Genomic DNA, 19,420 nt, shown 5'->3' on the forward strand with positions numbered 1-19,420 from the left:
ATGGTTTGGAATATTGGTAAATTAGTTATTGTTTAACATTTTATTTTTTACAATTAGGAAGTACTCTTCTCTCAAACAGAATGCTGAATTTATAACCATTGACCAAGGAAGGCTTAGGCAGTATGTGATTTGCTTATCCCAAAAAGTATAGTCTTACATTGGTCAGTTGTGCAACTATTTTCGAATTAAAACAAAGTCATTATTGTTTTCAAAAATGATTTTGACTGAAAAATAACTGGCCAAATCACAAAATAGAGATGACGTTGATATTGAGCTGCCTGATGTTTTTGCAACGATAAAAGTTCAACTATTTCGCTCCGATTAATGTGTACGTCTTCATGACAAAATTCCATCCTGCATATATAGCGAATCGGTCAAGGGGAAAATTGCCTTTGGCTGCGAGAAAGCTCAAGGAAGTTTCGGCATATTACCCTTTCGGAAAAGATTATCCCTAATTTTTTATCGCCCATATTTTAGGTACAGGGAGATCTTTGGCTTTTTTATTTAGGTACTTGCACTACTAATACGTGTCTGCATAGATTATGGTGAAATATTTAAACACAAAGGATGAGTGCACATGGTTGCATATTTGGATTACACATCACCTAAAACGCAATTCACCTTCGATGTCAACAAGAGTAGATCGTTCACAAAGGATAAACACAACTTTATAAATATCTTGGGAATTAAACAGTTAAACACATTAGAAAACATATCTTTATTGGATATTTTTTTAAGCAAAAATAATGTTATAGAACCTCACTATCATCAAAATGCAGCTGAGCTGGTCTATTGTATTTCCGGTGCTGCCACTGTCTCGATGTTGAACCCATTTACAAAACAAATTCATAACTATCCAATTAAGCCGGGGCAGGTGGTAAATATTCCGCAAGCATGGTGGCATTACGAAGTAGCAACCAAGGATAATACACACCTTCTGGCAATATTTGATGCCCCGACTCCTGAGGTGATTTTAGGTTCAGATATCTTAAAGCTTACTCCGTCAAATATCATGGCGCATACTTATTGCCTGAATGAACAGGAATGGAAGAAAACTATAGCTCCTATTCAACCGAACACATTTATCGGCCCACATAAAAACTGTAAACGTAAGAAATATGAAAATGATCAAACTAGCTCGACCCGCCAAAATCCAAATTATATCCATCATTACCATCATTACCCTTATAATTACCCATTCGCATCTTATGGTCCCAGCCTTTTCTAAGGCAGAGCCTTTAAAGGAGGTATTTTTCCTTTGATAGGTTTTGTTTTGAGGATTTACTAAAAATTCCAGTCGTATGATACAGTTCCTGATTATAGAAATCTTATGGCAATTCTCTTTTTTTGTTGAAACCATCTCTTAGATGAGGAAAAGGTGGTTGGAAACATTGCTTCGTAAGCTGTTGGGGTATAATCACCGGAAGAATGTTTCAGGAAGAACTTGCTAAGCAAATATGCGGCGGTGAGCGACATGTGGTGTAGCTCCTCAACTCATGAATTCGTTTCGCAAATATTCTTAAACCCTTGGGCAATCCAGTAAAAGGATTTGTCCAAGGGTTTTATGTTTGCCGAAGGAGGTTTTCATGATTTGCCTTAAAAATCTTTATACATACTTTGCAACAGTTAGTTCCCAAAACGAAAAAAAGGCGGGGGTTTTTGCATAACTAAGTTGATTTTTGATCAAGCGGTGTTGAAGGGAGGGCTTCTTTGTTTGCAAATTGTCCAATTGTAGCCGCAGGTTTAAATCCTTTTTGCCAATTGGTTCGACCAGCAGCTTGAAAATAGAATAATCGAATGGCTTTCACTCTGTTGTGTCCGTTAAAATAAAAACATTTACACTTATCTACTGAATGAATCAATTTCTTCCTGTTCCATAGAATAGCAGGAACGATTTCGAAAATCTATTAAAATATGTCTCCATCGTTAAAGGTGAACAAGCTTGAGGAAATCATGATGAGAACAAGGATTCAGTCACCTCAAAAACAATTTGACAAAAGAAAAAGCTGCTAGCCGCTTGTCAACGATGTTTTATGTTTAATTTTCATTATCAGCAATGACAAGCTGGATATTGTGTTTTTTGGCAAATTCCTGGTATTGCTCGCTCGGAGCAGTGTCCGTAATAATATAATCAACCTCATCAAGACGGCAATAAGTCATTAAAGCGTATTTATCAAATTTATCATGATCTACCAATAAATAAACTTGTTCACTTCTTTTTACAATTGTTTGTTTTATTTCGCTTTCAAGCGGGGAAGAGTTCGTTACGCCATTTGAAATGGAGATGCCGGTTGATGCCATGAAAGCTTTATTAATATTGTAGCTTTGTAATATATCCATATTTTTGAGACTGACGAACGATTTCGTTTTACGTTCAAATACTCCACCTGTTGTCAGAACGTTTAAGTTTGGATAAGGGTACGAATTTATGATAAAGTCCAAATTGTTTGTGATGATCGTAACCTGTTTTGTTTGCAAATATTCCACCATTTCCAATGTTGTTGTTCCCGAATCAATATAAATAATATCGCCGTCCTCAACATATTTTGCGGCTGCTTTGGCAACGGCTTTTTTCTGCTTTTGATTGCGGGTTTGTCTGACCGTAAATGATTCTAATGTTGTATGATTAACAGCAACTCCTCCGTACACCTTTTTGATCGTTCCCCGTTCAACTAATTGTTGAACATCGCGCCGGATGGTGTTTTTTGACACATTGAATTCCTTAACAAGTTCGTCCAACGAAACGGTTTGATGTTCAAAAACATATTTTTCTATTTGTTCTATTCGTTTAGATTTTAACATGTGGATCCCTCTTGCTTTCTTTAGTTTTCACTGGCTAATATTTGAAACAAATTATAAAGTTAACCAAAACTTAACCATCAACGTTAATTATATCTATATTACCCTATAAGTTCAATAATAATGAAGATTTAGCCGATTAGTCGCAGAAATATTTTTAAATTTTTGTTGACTGAAAACGCTTTTAATATTATCATAAAAATCGAGATATAACCAAAATATAACTAATATATAACAATAATATCATCAATTTTTTAAAAAACATACCAACTATTTATGGTCAACTAGTGTTGATGAATTAAGGGGGACAGAAAATGTCTAACGCATTAAAATTAAAAAATTACATTAATGGCGAATGGGTTGAAAGTAAAGCAACAAAATATGAAGATGTTTACAATCCTGCTACAAAAGAAGTAATTGGCCAAGTTCCGCTTTCTACAAAAGAGGAAGTGGATGAAGCTGTAGAAGTTGCCAAAAAAGCTTTTGAGGAATGGAAAAACGTCCCTGTTCCTCGCCGTGCAAGAATTCTATTTAATTTTCAGCAGCTGTTAATAAAGCATAGGGAAGAATTAGCGCGGATCATTACGATTGAAAATGGAAAAAGTTATTCTGAAGCATTAGGAGAAGTTCAGCGCGGAATAGAAAATGTAGAGTTTGCGGCAGGAGCGCCTACTTTAATGATGGGGGATTCCTTATCAACGATTGCGACTGATATTGAGGCGACCAATTACCGCTATCCGATCGGCGTGGTCGGCGGGATTACTCCGTTTAACTTCCCGATGATGGTGCCTTGCTGGATGTTCCCAATGGCAATAGCGCTTGGCAATACTTTTATATTAAAACCATCTGAAAGAACGCCGCTCTTAATCGAAAAATTAGTCAACTTGTTTACAGAAGCGGGTCTTCCAAAAGGTGTATTAAATGTGGTAAATGGAGCGCATGATGTTGTCAATGGAATTTTGGATCATTCGGATATCAAAGCGATTTCGTTCGTTGGCTCCAAGCCGGTTGGCGAATACGTTTATAAACGGGCTAGTGAAAATTTAAAACGTGTTCAGGCGTTGACTGGAGCGAAAAACCATACGATTGTGTTAAAGGATGCCAACTTGGATGATGCTGTTACCAACATTATTTCTTCAGCATTCGGATCAGCAGGAGAACGATGCATGGCATGTTCAGTTGTGACGGTGGAGGAAGAAATTGCTGATCAATTTATCGCCAAGTTAAAAGAAGAAACAGAAAATATTAAAATGGGCAACGGCCTTGATGACGGTGTCTTGCTAGGACCGGTCATCCGAGAAGAAAATAAAAAACGCACGATCCGTTATATTGAAAAGGGTGTTGAAGAAGGCGCAACCTTGGTATGTGACGGACGCAATCGCGCAACTGACGACGGGTTTTTTATCGGACCAACGATTTTTGACCATGTTACAACTGATATGACCATTTGGAAGGACGAAATTTTTGCACCTGTCTTATCGATCATTCGGGTGAAACATTTAAAAGAAGCGATCGAAATTGCAAATAGATCTGAGTTTGCCAACGGCGCATGTATTTTTACAACGAACGCTCAAGCCATTCGCTATTTCCGTGAAAATATTGATGCAGGTATGCTAGGCGTTAACTTAGGAGTGCCGGCTCCAATGGCGTTCTTCCCGTTCTCCGGATGGAAGTCTTCGTTCTTTGGAACATTGCACGCCAACGGAAAAGACAGCGTTGATTTTTATACGCGCAAAAAGGTTGTAACAGCGCGCTATAAAACGCCAAGTTTTGAATAATAGATTGGTAATGTGATAGAAGATTCATCCTTCAGGCTCATAATTCAGCTTCATGAGCCTGAAAATGAATCGGAAAAGAGAGCGCGACGGCTTTGTCAAAAGCTTTAAGAAAACAATTGTTTTTTCGGTTTTCTTTCCTTTAAGAAAAAGAAAACCGCCGCCATGTGAGGGAGGTATATATGAGTCATTTGCTGCGAAAACCGAACAAGAAAGAAATCGAAAAGGGAGTAATAGTTGTTCATGAAGTAACATCAGAAAACTCTCCTTTGGAATATGTGGGATTTAAAGTCATCGATTTAGATCCGAACGCAAAATATTCGGAATTATTAGGAAACCAAGAATGCTGCATCGTCGCCTTAACGGGAAAAATTAATGTTTCAGTCGGTGATGAAAATTTCGAAAATTTAGGCACGCGGGAAAGTGTTTTTGAAAAGATCCCGACGGACAGCGTATATGTTTCCAATCAGCGCCATTTTGAGGTTGAAGGAGTAACAAAAGCGCGCGTTGCCTTATGCTATTCCCCGTCTGAACGTCAGCTGCCTACGAAATGGATTAAAGCAGAAAATGTAGGAATCGAGCATAGGGGGATACTTAACAATAAACGTTTTGTCCACAATATTTTGCCTGATTCAGATCCAAGTGCGAATAGTCTTTTAGTGGTGGAAGTGTTTACGGAAAGCGGCAATTGGTCAAGCTATCCTCCACATAAGCATGACCGTGATAACTTGCCAAATGAGTCGCTATTGGAAGAGACCTATTATCATGAAATGGATCCGCCTCAAGGATTCGTTTTTCAGCGAGTTTATACGGACGATCGTTCACTAGATGAAACGATGACAGTTGAAAACGGTGATGTTGTCATCGTGCCGAAAGGATATCATCCGGTCGGCGTACCAGACGGTTATACCTCTTATTATTTAAATGTTATGGCAGGCCCGAAACGGATTTGGAAATTTTACAATGACCCTGATCATGAATGGATATTGAAACGTTAAAAAATACAAGGAGCTGTTTATCAAAGATGAGATATGATTTCAATACCGACAGAGAATTTGACATCATTGCAATTGGCCGTGCATGCATTGATTTAAACGCTGTGGAATACAACCGTCCGATGGAAGAAACGATGACTTTTACAAAATATGTTGGAGGCTCTCCGGCTAATATTGCCATTGGCTGTTCAAAATTAGGGCTGAAGGCTGGATTCATCGGAAAAATTTCAGACGATCAGCATGGCCGTTTTATTGAGCAGTATATGCGCAATGTTGGGGTGGACACATCCCATATGGTCGTTGATCAGGAGGGGCATAAAACCGGATTGGCTTTTACAGAAATTAAAAGTCCGGAAGACTGCAGCATCTTAATGTATCGTGAAAATGTAGCAGACCTCTATTTGAAACCGTCCGAGGTAGATGAGGAATATATCAAAAGATCCAAAATTTTGCTTGTTTCCGGTACGGCGCTATCTAAAAGCCCTTCGAGAGAAGCTGTTTTGAAAGCGATCTCTCTGGCGAAAAAACATGATGTGAAAGTCATATTTGAATTGGATTATCGCCCGTACACTTGGATATCTACTGATGAAACTTCTGTTTATTATTCATTGGTGGCGGAAAAGGCAGACGTTGTGATCGGCACCCGCGACGAATACGATATCATGGAAGGAACAAAAGACGGGAAAAACGAGGAGACCGTTCGCTATTTGTTTCAGCATTCGCCCGACCTGATTATCATTAAGCATGGCGTTGAAGGCTCTTATGCGTATGCGAAATCAGGTGAAACATTTCAAGCGAATGCTTATCGGACAAAAGTATTAAAAACGTTCGGTGCAGGGGATGCATACGCTTCAGCCTTCTTGTATGCGCTAATTACAGGCAAGGACATTGAGACGGCTTTAAAATACGGGAGCGCCTCAGCAGCTATTGTCGTCAGCAGACACAGCTCTTCTGATGCAATGCCGGAGGCGGAAGAAATCGAACAACTCATTGCCGAAAGATCATAATTGAATACGATCAGGGGTGAAAAAGATGGGAACTATCCGGTTGACAACAGCTCAAGCTTTAATCAAATTTTTGAACCAACAATACATTCACGTTGACGGTAAAGAATTTCCCTTTGTGGAAGGAATCTTCAATGTATTCGGACATGGCAATGTTTTAGGAATTGGTCAGGCGCTTGAGCAAGATCCCGGCCATTTAAAAGTAATTCAAGGGAAAAATGAACAAGGAATGACGCATGCAGCCATTGCTTACAGCAAACAAATGCTTCGGCAAAAAATATTTGCCGTCACCACGTCGGTTGGACCGGGGTCGGCCAACTTGGTCGCGGCAGCGGGTACAGCTCTTTCCAATAATATTCCCGTCCTTCTGCTCCCTGCAGATACCTTTGCAACCCGCCAGCCTGATCCTGTTTTGCAGCAAGTGGAACATGAATATAGTACGGCGGTGACAACCAATGATGCGCTCAAGCCCGTATCAAGATATTGGGATCGGATCACACGCCCTGAACAGTTGATGTCAAGTTTAATCAGAGCTTTTGAAGTGATGACAGATCCGGCCAAAGCGGGTCCTGCGACCATCTGCATTTCGCAAGATGCCGAAGGGGAAGCGTTTGATTTTGATGAGAAATTTTTTGAAAAACGGGTGCACTATCTTGACCGCAAATTGCCGACCGATCGAGAGCTAAAGGGAGCTGCAGAATTAATAAAATCAAGCAAAAAACCACTTATCATTGTGGGCGGCGGTGCAAAATATTCCCAAGCGAGGGATATTTTAATCAAGCTTTCCGAGAAGCATGATATTCCGCTTGTCGAAACGCAAGCCGGAAAATCGACAGTCGAATCAACATTTAAAAATAATTTGGGCGGAATCGGAGTAACCGGAACATTAGCTGCCAATAAAGCGGCTAAAGAAGCGGATTTGATTATTGGAGTGGGAACAAGATATACAGATTTTACGACTTCGTCGAAAACAGCGTTCAATTTTGAACAGGCAAAGTTTTTGAACATTAATGTCAGCCGTTTGCAGGCCTATAAAATGGATGGTTTTCAAGTAGTTGCAGACGCCAAAACAACTTTGGAGCTGTTATTCCCGCTGTTGGACGGGTATAAAAGCGAATTCGGAGATCAAATTGTCGAATTAAAAGAGGAGTGGCTGAGAGAGCGCGACCGTTTAAGCAAGATAGTGTTTGACAGGGAAAACTTTACACCGGAAATAAAAGATCAGTTTTCCCAAGAAGTGCTGAATGAATATGCAGATGCGTTAAATACAGAATTGGCGCAGACCACTGCATTATTGGCGATTAATGAAGCGGTTTCGCCTGACAGTATCATCATCGGTTCAGCTGGTTCATTGCCTGGAGATCTTCAACGCTTATGGCATTCAACAGAACCTAACACATACCATATGGAATACGGGTATTCGTGTATGGGATATGAAGTGTCGGGTGCTTTAGGAATCAAGCTTGCGCAGCCTGACAAAGAAGTTTATGCCATGGTCGGTGACGGCAGCTTCCTCATGCTGCATTCTGAATTGGTTACAGCCATTCAATATAATCATAAAATTAATATTTTGCTGTTTGACAACTCAGGATTTGGCTGTATTAGCAACCTGCAAATGGGCAATGGAATGGGAAGCTATTATTGCGAATTCCGAACACATGACAATCAAATCATGAACATTGATTATGCAAAAGTGGCTGAAGGCTACGGAGCCAAAACTTACCGTGCCAATACAGTCGAAGAATTGAAAGCAGCATTAGAAGATGCCAAGAAACAAAATGTATCTACTTTAATAGAAATGAAAGTGCTTCCAAAGACCATGACAAATGGCTATGAAAGCTGGTGGCATGTCGGGGTTGCGGAAGTCTCTGAAAAGGAAAGTGTGCAAAAAGCATTTAAAGAAAAACAAGAAAATTTAAAAACTGCCAAACAATATTAAAGAAGGAGACAAACAATGGGAGAGCAAGACATCTTATGGGGAATTTCGCCGATCGGCTGGAGAAATGATGATATACCGGAAATCGGAGCTGAAAATACGTTGCAGCACCTTTTAAGCGACATTGTTGTCGCAGGTTTTGAAGGCACCGAAGTCGGCGGCTTTTTCCCTGAGCCGAAAGTGTTAAACAAGGAATTGAAGCTGCGAAACTTAAAAATAGCAGGACGGTGGTTTAGCAGTTTTATTATCCGCGACGGCATAGAAGAAGCTAAACGGGCTTTCCATCAGCATTGTCAATACTTGTATGAAGTTCATGCAGATGTGGCAGTAGTTTCTGAGCAGACTTACAGCATTCAAGGTACCGATAAAAATGTTTTTTCCGAAAAGCCGCACTTTACAGATGCCGAGTGGACCCAATTGTGCGAAGGCCTGAACGAACTGGGAAAAATCGCTGTGCAGTACGGTTTGAAATTAGTTTATCACCATCATATGGGAACGGGGGTTCAAACCCTTCCGGAGATTGATCGGTTAATGGAAAACACTGATGCAAACTACGTGCACCTGCTCTATGACACAGGCCACATCTATGTTTCCGATGAAGATTGCCAGCAGCTATTAAACAAGCATATTGACCGCATAAAACACGTGCACTTTAAAGATGTAAGAAAAAAGATAATGGAGGAGTGCAAAAAAGAAGGAAAATCATTCATGAATTCCTTCTTAAGCGGAATCTTTACGGTACCAGGGGACGGCTGCATTGATTTTACCGTACTTTATCAAAAACTATTGGACCATCAATACAAAGGATGGATTATCGTTGAAGCCGAACAAGATCCGTCAATAGCCCATCCATTGGAATACGCTTTAATTGCTCGTAAGTATATAAATGAAAAATTATTAAACAACTCTTAAGCAGGGCATGGAGGATGAAACAAACAACAGTTTCGCTCTTTAAAAAAATGTCACCCGTTAATCGAAACAATCGATTCGTAACTTTGATTGTAATGGGATGCTGGGCGGTCATGATTTTACCTTTGCCGTTCAGAAAATTTTGTGAAAGGTGATCAAAATGGAAAAAGTAAAGTGGGGAATTATGAGTGCAGCTAATATTGCTTACGAGCAGCTTCTTCCTGCCCTGAGACAATCCTCTCGTTCCGAAGTTGTAGCGATTGCGAGCAGAAGCAAAGAAAAAGTCGCCCGATTCAATATTCCAAAGGTTTATAGTGATTACGATCAATTGTTAGAAGATGAATCGATTGATGTAGTTTATATTCCTCTTCCAAATGCCCTGCACGCCGAATGGGCAATAAAAGCTGCACAGAAGGGAAAGCATATTTTAGTAGAAAAGCCTGCAGCTGTTAGTACGAAAGAATTATTGAAGGTTCAGGAAGCTGTAGAGCAAAACAACGTAATTTTTATGGAAGCCTTTATGTATCAATTCCATAAACAACATGCACGTGTAAAGGATTTATTGGCTTCGGGGATGATCGGAAGCATATTGCATGTAAAATCACATTTTTCTTGGAGTTTGCAAGACCGGGATGATATTCGTTTAAACCCCGCATTAGGCGGAGGAGCTATGTGGGATGTCGGGTGTTACGGAGTTCATGCGATGAGCCAGATCATCGGAATAAAACCAGAGAAAGTTGTTATGTTGGGGGAAGTTGACCCTGAACATAAAGTGGATATGTTATCAACTTGTATTTTTGTAGATGAGTTTGGAAGAACAGCTGAAATTACCGCCAGCATGAAGCTGCCATTTATTAATCGGTATGAAATTATAGGAGAGCGCGGAACCATTTTAGTAGATTCCTCTTTTCGGCCTGATGTGTCATCAGATCAAAAGGGCAAAGTAATTGTAAAAGATGACAATAACGAAATAATACTGTTTGAAACATATAAAGATAATCAGTATTTCAATCAAGTGGAGCATGTAAATGATTGCATTATCAACGGAAAACAACCAGTTTATGGAATCCGAAATTCTATTCAAGTTATTCATTATATAGAAAAAGGTTATGAATCTTTGCGCAATCAATCCGTAGTAGCAAGTCTAAATAAATTTTAGGAAGGTAATGAAAATGAACAGAAAAATTCGCTGTGCAGTGATCGGGCTGGGACGTCTTGGATATTGGCATGCCGTAAACGTTAAGACAAAAATCCAATCCGCTGAACTAGTATACATTTGTGATAGAAATGAAGAGCTTGCCAAAAAAGTTTCCATAGAATTAGATGTTCCTAACTTCACTACAAATCCAAGTGATATTTTTTCCAATGATCGGATTGAGGCTGTTATCATTGCTTCTCCTACGAGTACGCATTTTGAACTGTTGAAGGAAGCAGCTTTTAGCAATAAAGCAGTTTTTGTTGAAAAACCGCTTGTCAGCAATTTAGACGAAGCGAAAGAAATTTTTGAAATAATGAAGCGGCATAACACAATTTGTCAGGTCGGCTTTATGAGACGGTTCGATCCAGCGTACGCTGAAGCCAAAAAAAGAATTTTAAGAGGAGATATCGGAAAACCAATTTATTTTCGGGGAATTTCCCGCGATCCAGCATCGCCTCCTGAAGAATTTATAAAAAATAGCGGCGGTATATTTATTGATATGGCCATTCATGATTTTGACATTGCAAGGTATTTAATGGAATCAGACGTTGAAGCAGTATCAGCTCACGGCAAAGTTTTAAAATATCCGTTTATGTCCAAATATCAAGATGTGGATCAATCTCTCTGTTATTTAGAATTTGAATCGGGAGCCGTTGGTGACGTTGAATCCAGCAGAAATGCCCATTATGGCTATGATATACGTGCGGAAGTAATAGGTACGGAAGGAACTATTTTTATTGGCGGCTTGCGTCAACATAACATTCAAGTTTTGACCAGTTCTGGCGCAGTTCATGATATTGTTCAAGATTTTCCGACTAGATTTAAAGACGCCTATTATCTCGAGCTGGAAGACTTTTTTAATGCTTTACTAGAGGGGTATCAACCTAAAGTAACTGTTGAAGATGGAGTAAAAGCTCAAGAAATTGCTGTTGCGGCACAAGAATCGTTTTTTAAGCAAGAAAAAGTTTCCTTGAAAACATCTAAAATATTATGATTTTGTCTTCAGAATAGCTGTTGATTCTCTTAATAGATTAGTTCCTATACGCAGAGAAAGGAGGAAAAAACATTGGCTAGTGCTGAAGGAAGCCTACTGGTGATGAAGGGCATTAAAAAAAGCTTTTCAAATAATCATGTTTTGAAGGGCATTGATTTTGAAGTGAAACCTGGGGAAGTTCATGTGCTGTTAGGTGAAAATGGGGCTGGTAAATCAACGTTGATTAAAATTTTGACGGGAGCCTATCAAAAAGATGAAGGAGAAATTTATTGGGAAGGCCAGCCGGTTCAAATCAGCTCACCTTTGGATGCCATGCAGCTTGGAATAGCAACGATATACCAAGAACTAAACGTGATTCCAGAGCTGAAAGTCTATGAAAATATATTTTTAGGCCGGGAAATTAAAGGGAATGGAAAACTTTCATTTATCAACCACAAACAAATGAAAGAAAGCGCGAAGCAATTTTTGCAGATGCTTGGACAAGATCCAGCTATTGCAGAGCAGCCGCTCGGTTACTTAGGAATAGGTCAGCAGCAGCTAGTCGAAATTGCGAAAGCTCTTACTTTAGATGCGAAATTAATTATCATGGACGAACCAACAGCGAGTTTGAGCCAGTCGGAGGTAGAACAGTTATATAAAACGGTCGAACAATTAAAAGAAAAAGGAATTGCTATCATATTTATTTCTCATAGACTTGAAGAAATTAAACGAATTGGCGATCGAATCACTATTTTAAGAGACGGCTTTAAAATCGATACACTTCCAGTAAAGACAACGAGCACGGATCATTGGATTGAACTGATGGTAGGTAGAACTCTTGAAGAAAAATATCCAAAACAAACCTTTACGTTAGGGGAAGAAGGCTTTAGAGTCGAAGATTTAAAAGTTAGCGGCTTTAAAGAACCTGTCAGCTTTAGTATTCGCCGCGGCGAAATTGTCGGTATTTCCGGACTTGTTGGTGCCGGCAGAACGGAGCTGGCAAGAGCCATTTTTGGTGCAGATAAAAAGGAAAAAGGCAAGATCTATGTTGACGGAAAATTAGTCGACATTAAATCACCTAGGGACGCCATCTCTGCCGGAATAGCCTTTATTACAGAGGATAGAAAAAGTGAAGGTTTGCTGCTGGATCAACCGTTATACATGAACATTGTCCTTGCTAATATGGATAACTTTAGAAAAAAGAGCAAATTAATAGATTTGAAAAAAATCAAGCAGGGAGCCATGGACTATGTAAAAGAATTGAAAATCCGCCCGGGAAATATTGAACTGAATGCAAGAAAGCTGAGCGGAGGAAACCAGCAAAAAGTCGTTATAGCCAAATGGCTTTGTACAAAAGCGAAAGTCTTTATATTTGATGAACCGACACGTGGTATCGACGTTGGCGCTAAAGTGGAAGTATATCGGTTGATGAATCAATTAGTTGAAAATGGAGCCATCGTTTTAATGATTTCGTCTGATTTGCCGGAAATTTTGGGAATGTGCGATCGCGTACTGGTGATGTCTGAAGGAAAAATAACAGCAGACTTTCCTATTAATGAAGCTTCGCAAGAGAAGATCATGAAAGCGGCTACAGGAGGGAGTAATTGATGAGAGAGTTAGCGGTGAACAGCTCGGAAACGAATGTTGAAAAGAAATCTGTCAAGCATTATCTTAGTAAGTTTGGCGCTCTGATCGGGCTTATCATTTTATGTACAGTTCTCACGATTCTATCGGATAAGTTTTTAACCATCAACAACATCATGAATATCGCCAGACAGTCATCCATTAATGCATTGTTGGCTTTAGGGATGCTCTTGCCGATTTTGACTGCAGGTATCGACTTATCGGTCGGATCCATTTTAGCTATTTCAATCATGTTAATGGGGATTGTTTCCGTTAATATGGGCATGCATCCCATTTTAGGAATTCTTGTATGCTTATTAGTTGGGTGTTTTTTTGGGTGGTTAAACGGAATATTGCTGACAAAGCTTAAATTGCCTCATCCGTTTATTTCTACTCTTGGAACAATGAACATAGCACGTGGTTTAGCGCTGATTGTAACAGCAGCTGCACCAATTGCCGGATTTCCGTATTTAATTCAATTTTTGGGGAGAGAATTTGTCGGTCCAATTCCTGTGAGCTTTTTGCTAGTTATCGTGATGTATATCATTTTCCATATATTTTTAACTAGAACAAAAACCGGAAGATATATTTATGCAATTGGAGGAAATAAAGAAGCAGCTCATTTATCTGGAATCAATGTTGATCGTGTTCTTGTCATTGTTTATACAATCAGTGGTTTTATGGCATCGCTGGCAGGATTAGTTATGGTAGGAAGAGTAAATTCTGCCTTCCCGCTTGCAGGTTTATCATATGAGTTGGATGCCATTGCAGCGGTAATTATTGGCGGAGCAAGCTTTTTTGGTGGAGTTGGAACAGTTTGGGGAACTCTGATAGGAGCTTTAATTATTGCTGTGTTGAGAAATGGCCTTAACTTATTGAATGTTTCAGCCGATTTTCAAATGGCAGTCATAGGATTTGTTATTATAGCGGCTGTTTATGTAGATGTGATTAGACAGAGAAAAAGCAAGAAAGACTAACTTTTTTAAAAATAGTGTTAATATTTAAAATTTATTTATAAATTCAAGGGGGATGATTTTATGAAAAAATGGGTGAAATCTTTAGGTGTTGTAGCAATGGCTGCTAGCATGATTATTGCATCTGGATGTGGGGGTGAAAAATCTTCAGGGGGAAGTAGTGAGAAAGAAGGCAACGATTTAGAAGGTAAAACAATATCAGTCGTTTTAAAAACGTTAAGCAGCCCATATTGGAAATATGTAGAGGCTGGTGCGAAAGCAGCTGGAAAAGAATTGGGTGTTGAAGTAAATGTTGTAGGACCAGCTTCAGAGTCTCAAGTGATCGAACAAGTAAATATGATTGAGGACCAAATCAATCAATCGCCGGGGGCATTAGTTGTTTCGCCAACTCAGCCTTCAACTGTTGTTCCTTCACTAGAACAGGCTACACAACAGGGCATTCCTGTATTGCTCATTGATACAGACGCAGAACTGAAAGATAAAACAACATTTATTGGAACAGAAAACTTCACAGCTGGTCAGGAAGCTGGAAAATTGCTTGCATCAATGTTGAATAAAGGGGATGAAGTAGCTCTTATTAGCGGTGCTCTTGGGAACACTGCAACGGATGAGCGTATAAAAGGAGCCAAAAAGGCTTTAGAAGATGCTGAGATGAAAGTAGTAGCTGAACAACCGGCAGATAGTGATAAATCAAAAGCGATGTCAGTAATGGAGAATATATTACAGAACAATAAAAATATTAAAGGTGTATTTGCTGCAAACGATGATATGGCACTTGGAGTGCTCCGGGCAGTTGAAGCTAAAGGAATGAAAATCCCGGTCATTGGCACAGACGGTACAGTTGAAGCTGTTGAATCGATTATAGCCGGAAAATTAGCCGGAACAATTGCTCAAAGCCCTTATGACATGGGATATTTAGGAGTTGAAAATGCAATTAAAGCTATAAAAGGTGAAAAAGTTGAAAAAAGAATTGACAGCGGCATTGATGTCATCACAAAAGAAAATGCGCAAGAAAAATTAGAATTCTTGAAAAGCATTACGAAAGAATAAATTTTTGTTAACTGATGAAAAGATGGTTGTTCGCAACAACAAGTGTGTCGGACACGTAAAACCATTAAATAGCTCGAGCTTCTTTAGCTCGAGCTCATTAATATAATGATCCTTTATTTACTTAAATAAAAAACTTTTAATGATGAGCAAGCAGATTTCATCATGCCAAATGATGGTCATTTTCTTGGTGAAAATGGAGGAGATCGGAACATGATAAACATTGGAATTATTGGAGCAGGGAGAATCGGGCGGCTGCATGCAGAAAACATGCAGCATATACCAAATGTAAAGATTAAAGGAATATCGGATGTAATGATTGCTCAAATGGAAGATTGGGCAAAAGAAAAGAACATTTCAATAGTTACGGATAATTATGAGGATCTTTTACGTGATCCGGAAATCCATGCCATTTTTGTTTGCTCTCCAACTTCTACGCATGCCGAAATTATTAAAAAGGCTGCGGCGGCCGGTAAGCATATCTTTTGTGAAAAACCGGTTAGTTTTTCAGTTGAAGAAACAGTAGAGGTAATTAATGAAGTTGAAAAGGCTGGCGTCAAATTTCAAGTAGGATTTAACAGACGCTTTGATCCGAATTTTAAAAGGCTACACGATCTTGTTCAACAAGGACAAATTGGAACACCTCATATTTTAAAAATTACTTCAAGGGATCCAAAACCGCCAACCATTGATTACGTGCGGACTTCAGGCGGTTTATTTATGGATATGATGATCCACGATTTCGATATGGCTCGTTATATTGTAAACAGTGAAGTAGTTGAAGTTTTTGCTCAAGGAGCCGTTTTAATAGATTCAGAAATTGGCAAAGCCGGTGATATCGACACGGCGGTTGTAACACTAAAATTTGAAAATGGTGCATTAGGTGTCATTGATAATAGCAGACAGGCCGTTTATGGATATGATCAGAGAGTAGAAATTTTTGGAGATAAAGGGGCGGCAACTGCTGATAATTGCCGGCCGACAACAGTTGAATTATCAACATCTGACCATGTTGTGAAGGATAAACCGCTCTATTTCTTTCTTGAACGTTATTCCGAAGCCTATATTGAAGAAGTTAAGCAATTTGTTCATGCTTGCATGGATAATGAATCTGTTTTGTGCAGTGGATTTGATGGCTTGCAAGCACAAAGAATTGCCAAAGCTGCGCAAGAGTCATTTGAAAAAGGAGTACCGGTGAAAGTCGAGTTTTAACAAACCATTTAAGAAAAAAATTCGTTGTTTTTCATTGAACATTTTGTATAGAAAACGTAATAGCAAGTACAGATTTTCCCCAGAAAATAGTCGGTATAGGAAAAGGATGATGAATAAATGCCTTTAGTGACAATGCGAGAGATTTTCGCAAGTGCAGAAGAGGATAATTTTGGAATCGGTGCATTTAGTGTTGCAAATATGGAAATGGTTATGGGGGCGATCCAAGCGGCAGAGGAATTAAGATCGCCCATTATATTGCAAATTGCCGAAGTTCGTTTGAAGCATTCTCCACTTCATTTAATCGGCCCATTAATGGTTGAAGCTGCGAAACAATCTGTTGTCCCAGTAGCAGTTCATTTTGATCACGGTTTAACTTATGAAAAAATCAAGCAGGCACTTGATATCGGCTTTACATCTGTCATGTATGATGGATCACATTTACCTTTAAAAGAAAATATAGAAAAGACAAAAGAAATTGTTAAACTGGCGAACTTCTACGGTGCAACCGTTGAAGCTGAGATTGGAAGAGTCGGAGGAAGCGAAGATGGGTCAGAAGATATCGAAATAACTATTACAGGGGTTGAAGAAGCTGAGAAATTTGCGGAAGAAACAAAAGTAGATGCATTAGCAATTGCAATCGGGAACGCCCACGGCGTATATAAAGGTGAACCAAATTTGCGGTTTGACCGTTTGAAGGAAATTGATGAGCGAGTTGAAATACCGCTTGTATTGCACGGTGGATCGGGAATCGAAGAGAATGATTTTAAAGAATGCATTAAGTTAGGAATTAGAAAAATTAATGTTGCTACTTCAACCTTCAACAATGTTATCAATCATATAAATAAAAATGTCCAATCTTCTTGCTATACAGATTATTTTGTGTTTCATCAAGATGTTATCCGTGCCGCATATGAAAATGTCAAATACCATATTGAGATTTTCGGAAGCTCCAATCGAATAGAAAAATTGATGCAAAAAATATAGTTTTCTGTACGCTTATTCCCAAAAGATTTATTCCTGCCGGGGAATCGAAAAGCTCATCCAAGAAAATATGGAGAAACTGGCAAATTTTCTTTACCCAAGCCGAAAGCAGTCATTGCGGATGCAGGATATGGCAGTGAAGAAAACTATATGCAGTTGGTGTTGAGAAAGAGCCTCGATTTGATTTTCTGATTCCTTATGGAACCTATGTACAAGAACAACACACAAATACAAAAAGGACACAAAAATGCGAAAAACTGGACGTATTGTGAGCAAGATAATTGTTTTATCTGCCCAAATGGAAGAAGAGTTGCGTTTAAAAAATACCAAAACAAAAAGGACCCGTCTGGTTATGAGCAAAGCTTCAAAATCTTGAATGTGAAGACTGTAGTCATTGCCCTCTAAAATCAAAATGCAAGAAAGTCAAAGGGAACTGTAAAATTATTACAATAAAAGGATATGTAGGGTGCATGTAATAAAATTTGACCACTTTTTTGAGAACTGGTCTATAGAATAAGTGAGGACTACTTCCTTACTAAGAAGAAAGGAGGTAGTCCTTTTTTGTAGTCAAATTTCCTATCGAAAAGTACTGTTAGAAGGATTGAAAATTTAACTAAATTTGATGATCTAATCAATGCATTACACAAACTTCTTTGTTCATCCTTCGTACAAAATTCCAATAACATAATAAGTTTTTTTAAAACTTCACTTTCCTTTGCATAATTGTATTTCAATCAATCCATATTATCTAAAGAATGGTGATATATGAATTTTGTTAGGAGGTTTATTATGGGAATTTTAAGCGGTAATCCAAAAGAAGAGCCAATGCACTACGGAGAAATATTTGGCGTATGGTCGTATTTACAAACGGCTAAAGGATTTGTTGCCGGATATCAAACATTGCTCAACCACACAGGCGATAAGGATTTAAAACGTTTTATAGAGGATAGCATCGAAAACGTTTTAAAACCGGAAATACAAGAAATAGAAAACTTGTTAAAAGAAAATGGAATAGCACTTCCGCCATCACCCCCAGAACGGCCAAAAGCATGTTTGGAAGATATTCCAGCTGGTGCGAGATTTGCCGACCCGGAAATAGCTGCAATGCTTAGCAAAGATATTTCTGCTGGTTTAGTGGCATGCAGTACAATTATAGGAGAGTGCATCAGGGAAGATATTGCTTTAATGTTTGGTCAATTTCACGTAAAAAAAGCGCAATATGGTGCTAAATTGCTTAGAATAAACAAAGAAAAAGGCTGGCTAGTTCCACCGCCGCTCAACGTGAAAAGTTCGGATTGCTAAATATGGAAAAGCTTGCGATGCCGCAAGCTTTTACTTTTTAAAAATCGTCTTTTGTATGCCAACCATTCATCACGTTTGTGGAATAACAGTAAATCCCCAATCCCTGCCTTAAAACATTTGATAATAGCTTCCCTTCTTTTATAGAAGATATATACCTTGTAATTGCATTCATTTCTCTTTTTTTACCATCTATTTTTTCTTTAACGCACTCGTTTATTGAATTGAATAGGTTTAAAAATGACGCCCTAAACGGCTTCTATATCTAAAGAATAATTGTTCTTTTGATGGACATATTAAATGTTAACAATTATTAAAAGGAGGTGAAAACCATGTTAAAAAAAATTCTCCATTCATTTTGCGCTCTATCAGTTGCGTTGATGCTTTTTGGGATAGTTGCCTACGCTGAAAATGACAGCATAGACGTCAATAACAACACAAACAAAATTACTCAAATGGCTCAAAATACAGATGTTGATAATAGCGATGATAATGAAGATACAGATTGGGGATGGATTGGTTTAGTTGGTCTTGCAGGACTGTTAGGGTTAAGAAGAAATGACAGAAGAGATTAGACCCAATATATTTATTAAAAATCAATAAATGTTTTTTTTTTTTTTTTGATCTTTTTTAAATATTTCGAGAAATAAAAATTGGTCCGGTTTAGTTTGTTACCAAACTAGGGATTCTTTGGC

At 38.7% G+C, this 19,420-nt stretch carries 17 protein-coding genes; 15 read left to right on the top strand and 2 right to left on the bottom strand.

Annotated elements, in window-relative coordinates:
* Positions 1-577: 577 nt before the first annotated feature.
* A complete protein-coding gene (locus NSQ84_RS02150; RefSeq protein WP_327863434.1) occupies positions 578-1,228 on the top strand; it encodes a cupin domain-containing protein in 651 nt (216 codons plus the stop codon).
* 439 nt (positions 1,229-1,667) lie between these two features.
* On the opposite strand, the gene NSQ84_RS02155 is transcribed toward NSQ84_RS02150, so the two are convergent.
* The gene (locus tag NSQ84_RS02155; RefSeq protein ID WP_327863433.1) at positions 1,668-1,808 is read right to left on the bottom strand and encodes a hypothetical protein; all 141 of its coding nucleotides are present in this window, start codon (positions 1,806-1,808) and stop codon (positions 1,668-1,670) included.
* A 229-nt stretch (positions 1,809-2,037) separates the two neighbouring features.
* Positions 2,038-2,802, bottom strand: a complete 765-nt coding sequence (locus NSQ84_RS02160; RefSeq protein WP_063387636.1) for a DeoR/GlpR family DNA-binding transcription regulator — start codon at positions 2,800-2,802, stop codon at positions 2,038-2,040.
* A 311-nt stretch (positions 2,803-3,113) separates the two neighbouring features.
* Here NSQ84_RS02160 and iolA point away from each other — a divergent pair, with 311 nt between their 5' ends.
* The 14 genes from iolA (at position 3,114) to NSQ84_RS02230 (ending at position 19,300) form a co-directional block, all read left to right on the top strand.
* On the top strand, positions 3,114-4,577 hold the full coding sequence (iolA, locus tag NSQ84_RS02165; RefSeq protein ID WP_130158049.1) for a methylmalonate-semialdehyde dehydrogenase: 1,464 nt from the start codon (positions 3,114-3,116) through the stop codon (positions 4,575-4,577).
* Positions 4,578-4,756: 179 nt separating this feature from the next.
* Positions 4,757-5,572: a 5-deoxy-glucuronate isomerase gene (gene iolB / locus NSQ84_RS02170; protein WP_130158047.1), complete on the top strand. Its 816-nt coding sequence runs from the start codon at positions 4,757-4,759 to the stop codon at positions 5,570-5,572.
* Positions 5,573-5,598: 26 nt separating this feature from the next.
* A complete protein-coding gene (gene iolC, locus NSQ84_RS02175) occupies positions 5,599-6,576 on the top strand; it encodes a 5-dehydro-2-deoxygluconokinase (RefSeq protein WP_130158045.1) in 978 nt (325 codons plus the stop codon).
* 25 nt (positions 6,577-6,601) lie between these two features.
* Positions 6,602-8,512 (top strand): 3D-(3,5/4)-trihydroxycyclohexane-1,2-dione acylhydrolase (decyclizing), encoded by a 1,911-nt coding sequence (gene iolD / locus NSQ84_RS02180; RefSeq protein ID WP_130158043.1) that lies wholly within the window; start codon positions 6,602-6,604, stop codon positions 8,510-8,512.
* A gap of 15 nt (positions 8,513-8,527) precedes the next feature.
* The gene (gene iolE / locus NSQ84_RS02185; protein WP_063387631.1) at positions 8,528-9,421 is read left to right on the top strand and encodes a myo-inosose-2 dehydratase; all 894 of its coding nucleotides are present in this window, start codon (positions 8,528-8,530) and stop codon (positions 9,419-9,421) included.
* A 157-nt stretch (positions 9,422-9,578) separates the two neighbouring features.
* Entirely contained in the window at positions 9,579-10,577 is a 999-nt protein-coding gene (locus tag NSQ84_RS02190) for a Gfo/Idh/MocA family oxidoreductase (RefSeq protein WP_066248129.1), read from the top strand.
* Positions 10,578-10,590: 13 nt separating this feature from the next.
* The gene (iolG, locus tag NSQ84_RS02195; protein WP_066248131.1) at positions 10,591-11,610 is read left to right on the top strand and encodes an inositol 2-dehydrogenase; all 1,020 of its coding nucleotides are present in this window, start codon (positions 10,591-10,593) and stop codon (positions 11,608-11,610) included.
* A 102-nt stretch (positions 11,611-11,712) separates the two neighbouring features.
* Positions 11,713-13,197: a sugar ABC transporter ATP-binding protein gene (locus tag NSQ84_RS02200; RefSeq protein ID WP_327873450.1), complete on the top strand. Its 1,485-nt coding sequence runs from the start codon at positions 11,713-11,715 to the stop codon at positions 13,195-13,197.
* Entirely contained in the window at positions 13,197-14,189 is a 993-nt protein-coding gene (locus NSQ84_RS02205; protein ID WP_063387628.1) for an ABC transporter permease, read from the top strand. The genes NSQ84_RS02200 and NSQ84_RS02205 overlap by 1 nt, the downstream gene beginning before the upstream one ends.
* A gap of 60 nt (positions 14,190-14,249) precedes the next feature.
* On the top strand, positions 14,250-15,236 hold the full coding sequence (locus NSQ84_RS02210) for a sugar ABC transporter substrate-binding protein (protein ID WP_327873446.1): 987 nt from the start codon (positions 14,250-14,252) through the stop codon (positions 15,234-15,236).
* Between the two features lie 210 nt (positions 15,237-15,446).
* Entirely contained in the window at positions 15,447-16,445 is a 999-nt protein-coding gene (gene iolG / locus NSQ84_RS02215; RefSeq protein ID WP_242009336.1) for an inositol 2-dehydrogenase, read from the top strand.
* A gap of 117 nt (positions 16,446-16,562) precedes the next feature.
* Positions 16,563-17,429 carry a class II fructose-bisphosphate aldolase gene (locus NSQ84_RS02220; RefSeq protein ID WP_063387626.1) on the top strand — a complete coding sequence of 289 codons (867 nt, stop codon included), beginning with the start codon at positions 16,563-16,565 and terminating at the stop codon, positions 17,427-17,429.
* Between the two features lie 786 nt (positions 17,430-18,215).
* A complete protein-coding gene (locus tag NSQ84_RS02225; protein WP_066248132.1) occupies positions 18,216-18,728 on the top strand; it encodes a DUF3231 family protein in 513 nt (170 codons plus the stop codon).
* 329 nt (positions 18,729-19,057) lie between these two features.
* Positions 19,058-19,300: a WGxxGxxG family protein gene (locus NSQ84_RS02230; protein WP_130158037.1), complete on the top strand. Its 243-nt coding sequence runs from the start codon at positions 19,058-19,060 to the stop codon at positions 19,298-19,300.
* Positions 19,301-19,420 lie beyond the last annotated feature (120 nt).

Source organism: Aeribacillus sp. FSL K6-3256 (assembly GCF_037965805.1).
In the GTDB taxonomy this organism is placed as follows: domain Bacteria; phylum Bacillota; class Bacilli; order Bacillales; family Aeribacillaceae; genus Aeribacillus; species Aeribacillus composti.

Coding starts and splice junctions, on each gene's coding strand:
- NSQ84_RS02200 (WP_327873450.1), top strand. CDS start 11,713: ATGAAGGGCATTAAAAAAAGCTTTTCAAATAATCATGTTTTGAAGGGC.
- NSQ84_RS02220 (WP_063387626.1), top strand. CDS start 16,563: ATGCCTTTAGTGACAATGCGAGAGATTTTCGCAAGTGCAGAAGAGGAT.
- iolE (WP_063387631.1), top strand. CDS start 8,528: ATGGGAGAGCAAGACATCTTATGGGGAATTTCGCCGATCGGCTGGAGA.
- iolG (WP_242009336.1), top strand. CDS start 15,447: ATGATAAACATTGGAATTATTGGAGCAGGGAGAATCGGGCGGCTGCAT.
- NSQ84_RS02230 (WP_130158037.1), top strand. CDS start 19,058: ATGTTAAAAAAAATTCTCCATTCATTTTGCGCTCTATCAGTTGCGTTG.
- NSQ84_RS02225 (WP_066248132.1), top strand. CDS start 18,216: ATGGGAATTTTAAGCGGTAATCCAAAAGAAGAGCCAATGCACTACGGA.
- iolD (WP_130158043.1), top strand. CDS start 6,602: ATGGGAACTATCCGGTTGACAACAGCTCAAGCTTTAATCAAATTTTTG.
- NSQ84_RS02190 (WP_066248129.1), top strand. CDS start 9,579: ATGGAAAAAGTAAAGTGGGGAATTATGAGTGCAGCTAATATTGCTTAC.
- NSQ84_RS02150 (WP_327863434.1), top strand. CDS start 578: ATGGTTGCATATTTGGATTACACATCACCTAAAACGCAATTCACCTTC.
- NSQ84_RS02160 (WP_063387636.1), bottom strand. CDS start 2,802: ATGTTAAAATCTAAACGAATAGAACAAATAGAAAAATATGTTTTTGAA.
- NSQ84_RS02205 (WP_063387628.1), top strand. CDS start 13,197: ATGAGAGAGTTAGCGGTGAACAGCTCGGAAACGAATGTTGAAAAGAAA.
- iolA (WP_130158049.1), top strand. CDS start 3,114: ATGTCTAACGCATTAAAATTAAAAAATTACATTAATGGCGAATGGGTT.
- iolB (WP_130158047.1), top strand. CDS start 4,757: ATGAGTCATTTGCTGCGAAAACCGAACAAGAAAGAAATCGAAAAGGGA.
- iolC (WP_130158045.1), top strand. CDS start 5,599: ATGAGATATGATTTCAATACCGACAGAGAATTTGACATCATTGCAATT.
- iolG (WP_066248131.1), top strand. CDS start 10,591: ATGAACAGAAAAATTCGCTGTGCAGTGATCGGGCTGGGACGTCTTGGA.
- NSQ84_RS02210 (WP_327873446.1), top strand. CDS start 14,250: ATGAAAAAATGGGTGAAATCTTTAGGTGTTGTAGCAATGGCTGCTAGC.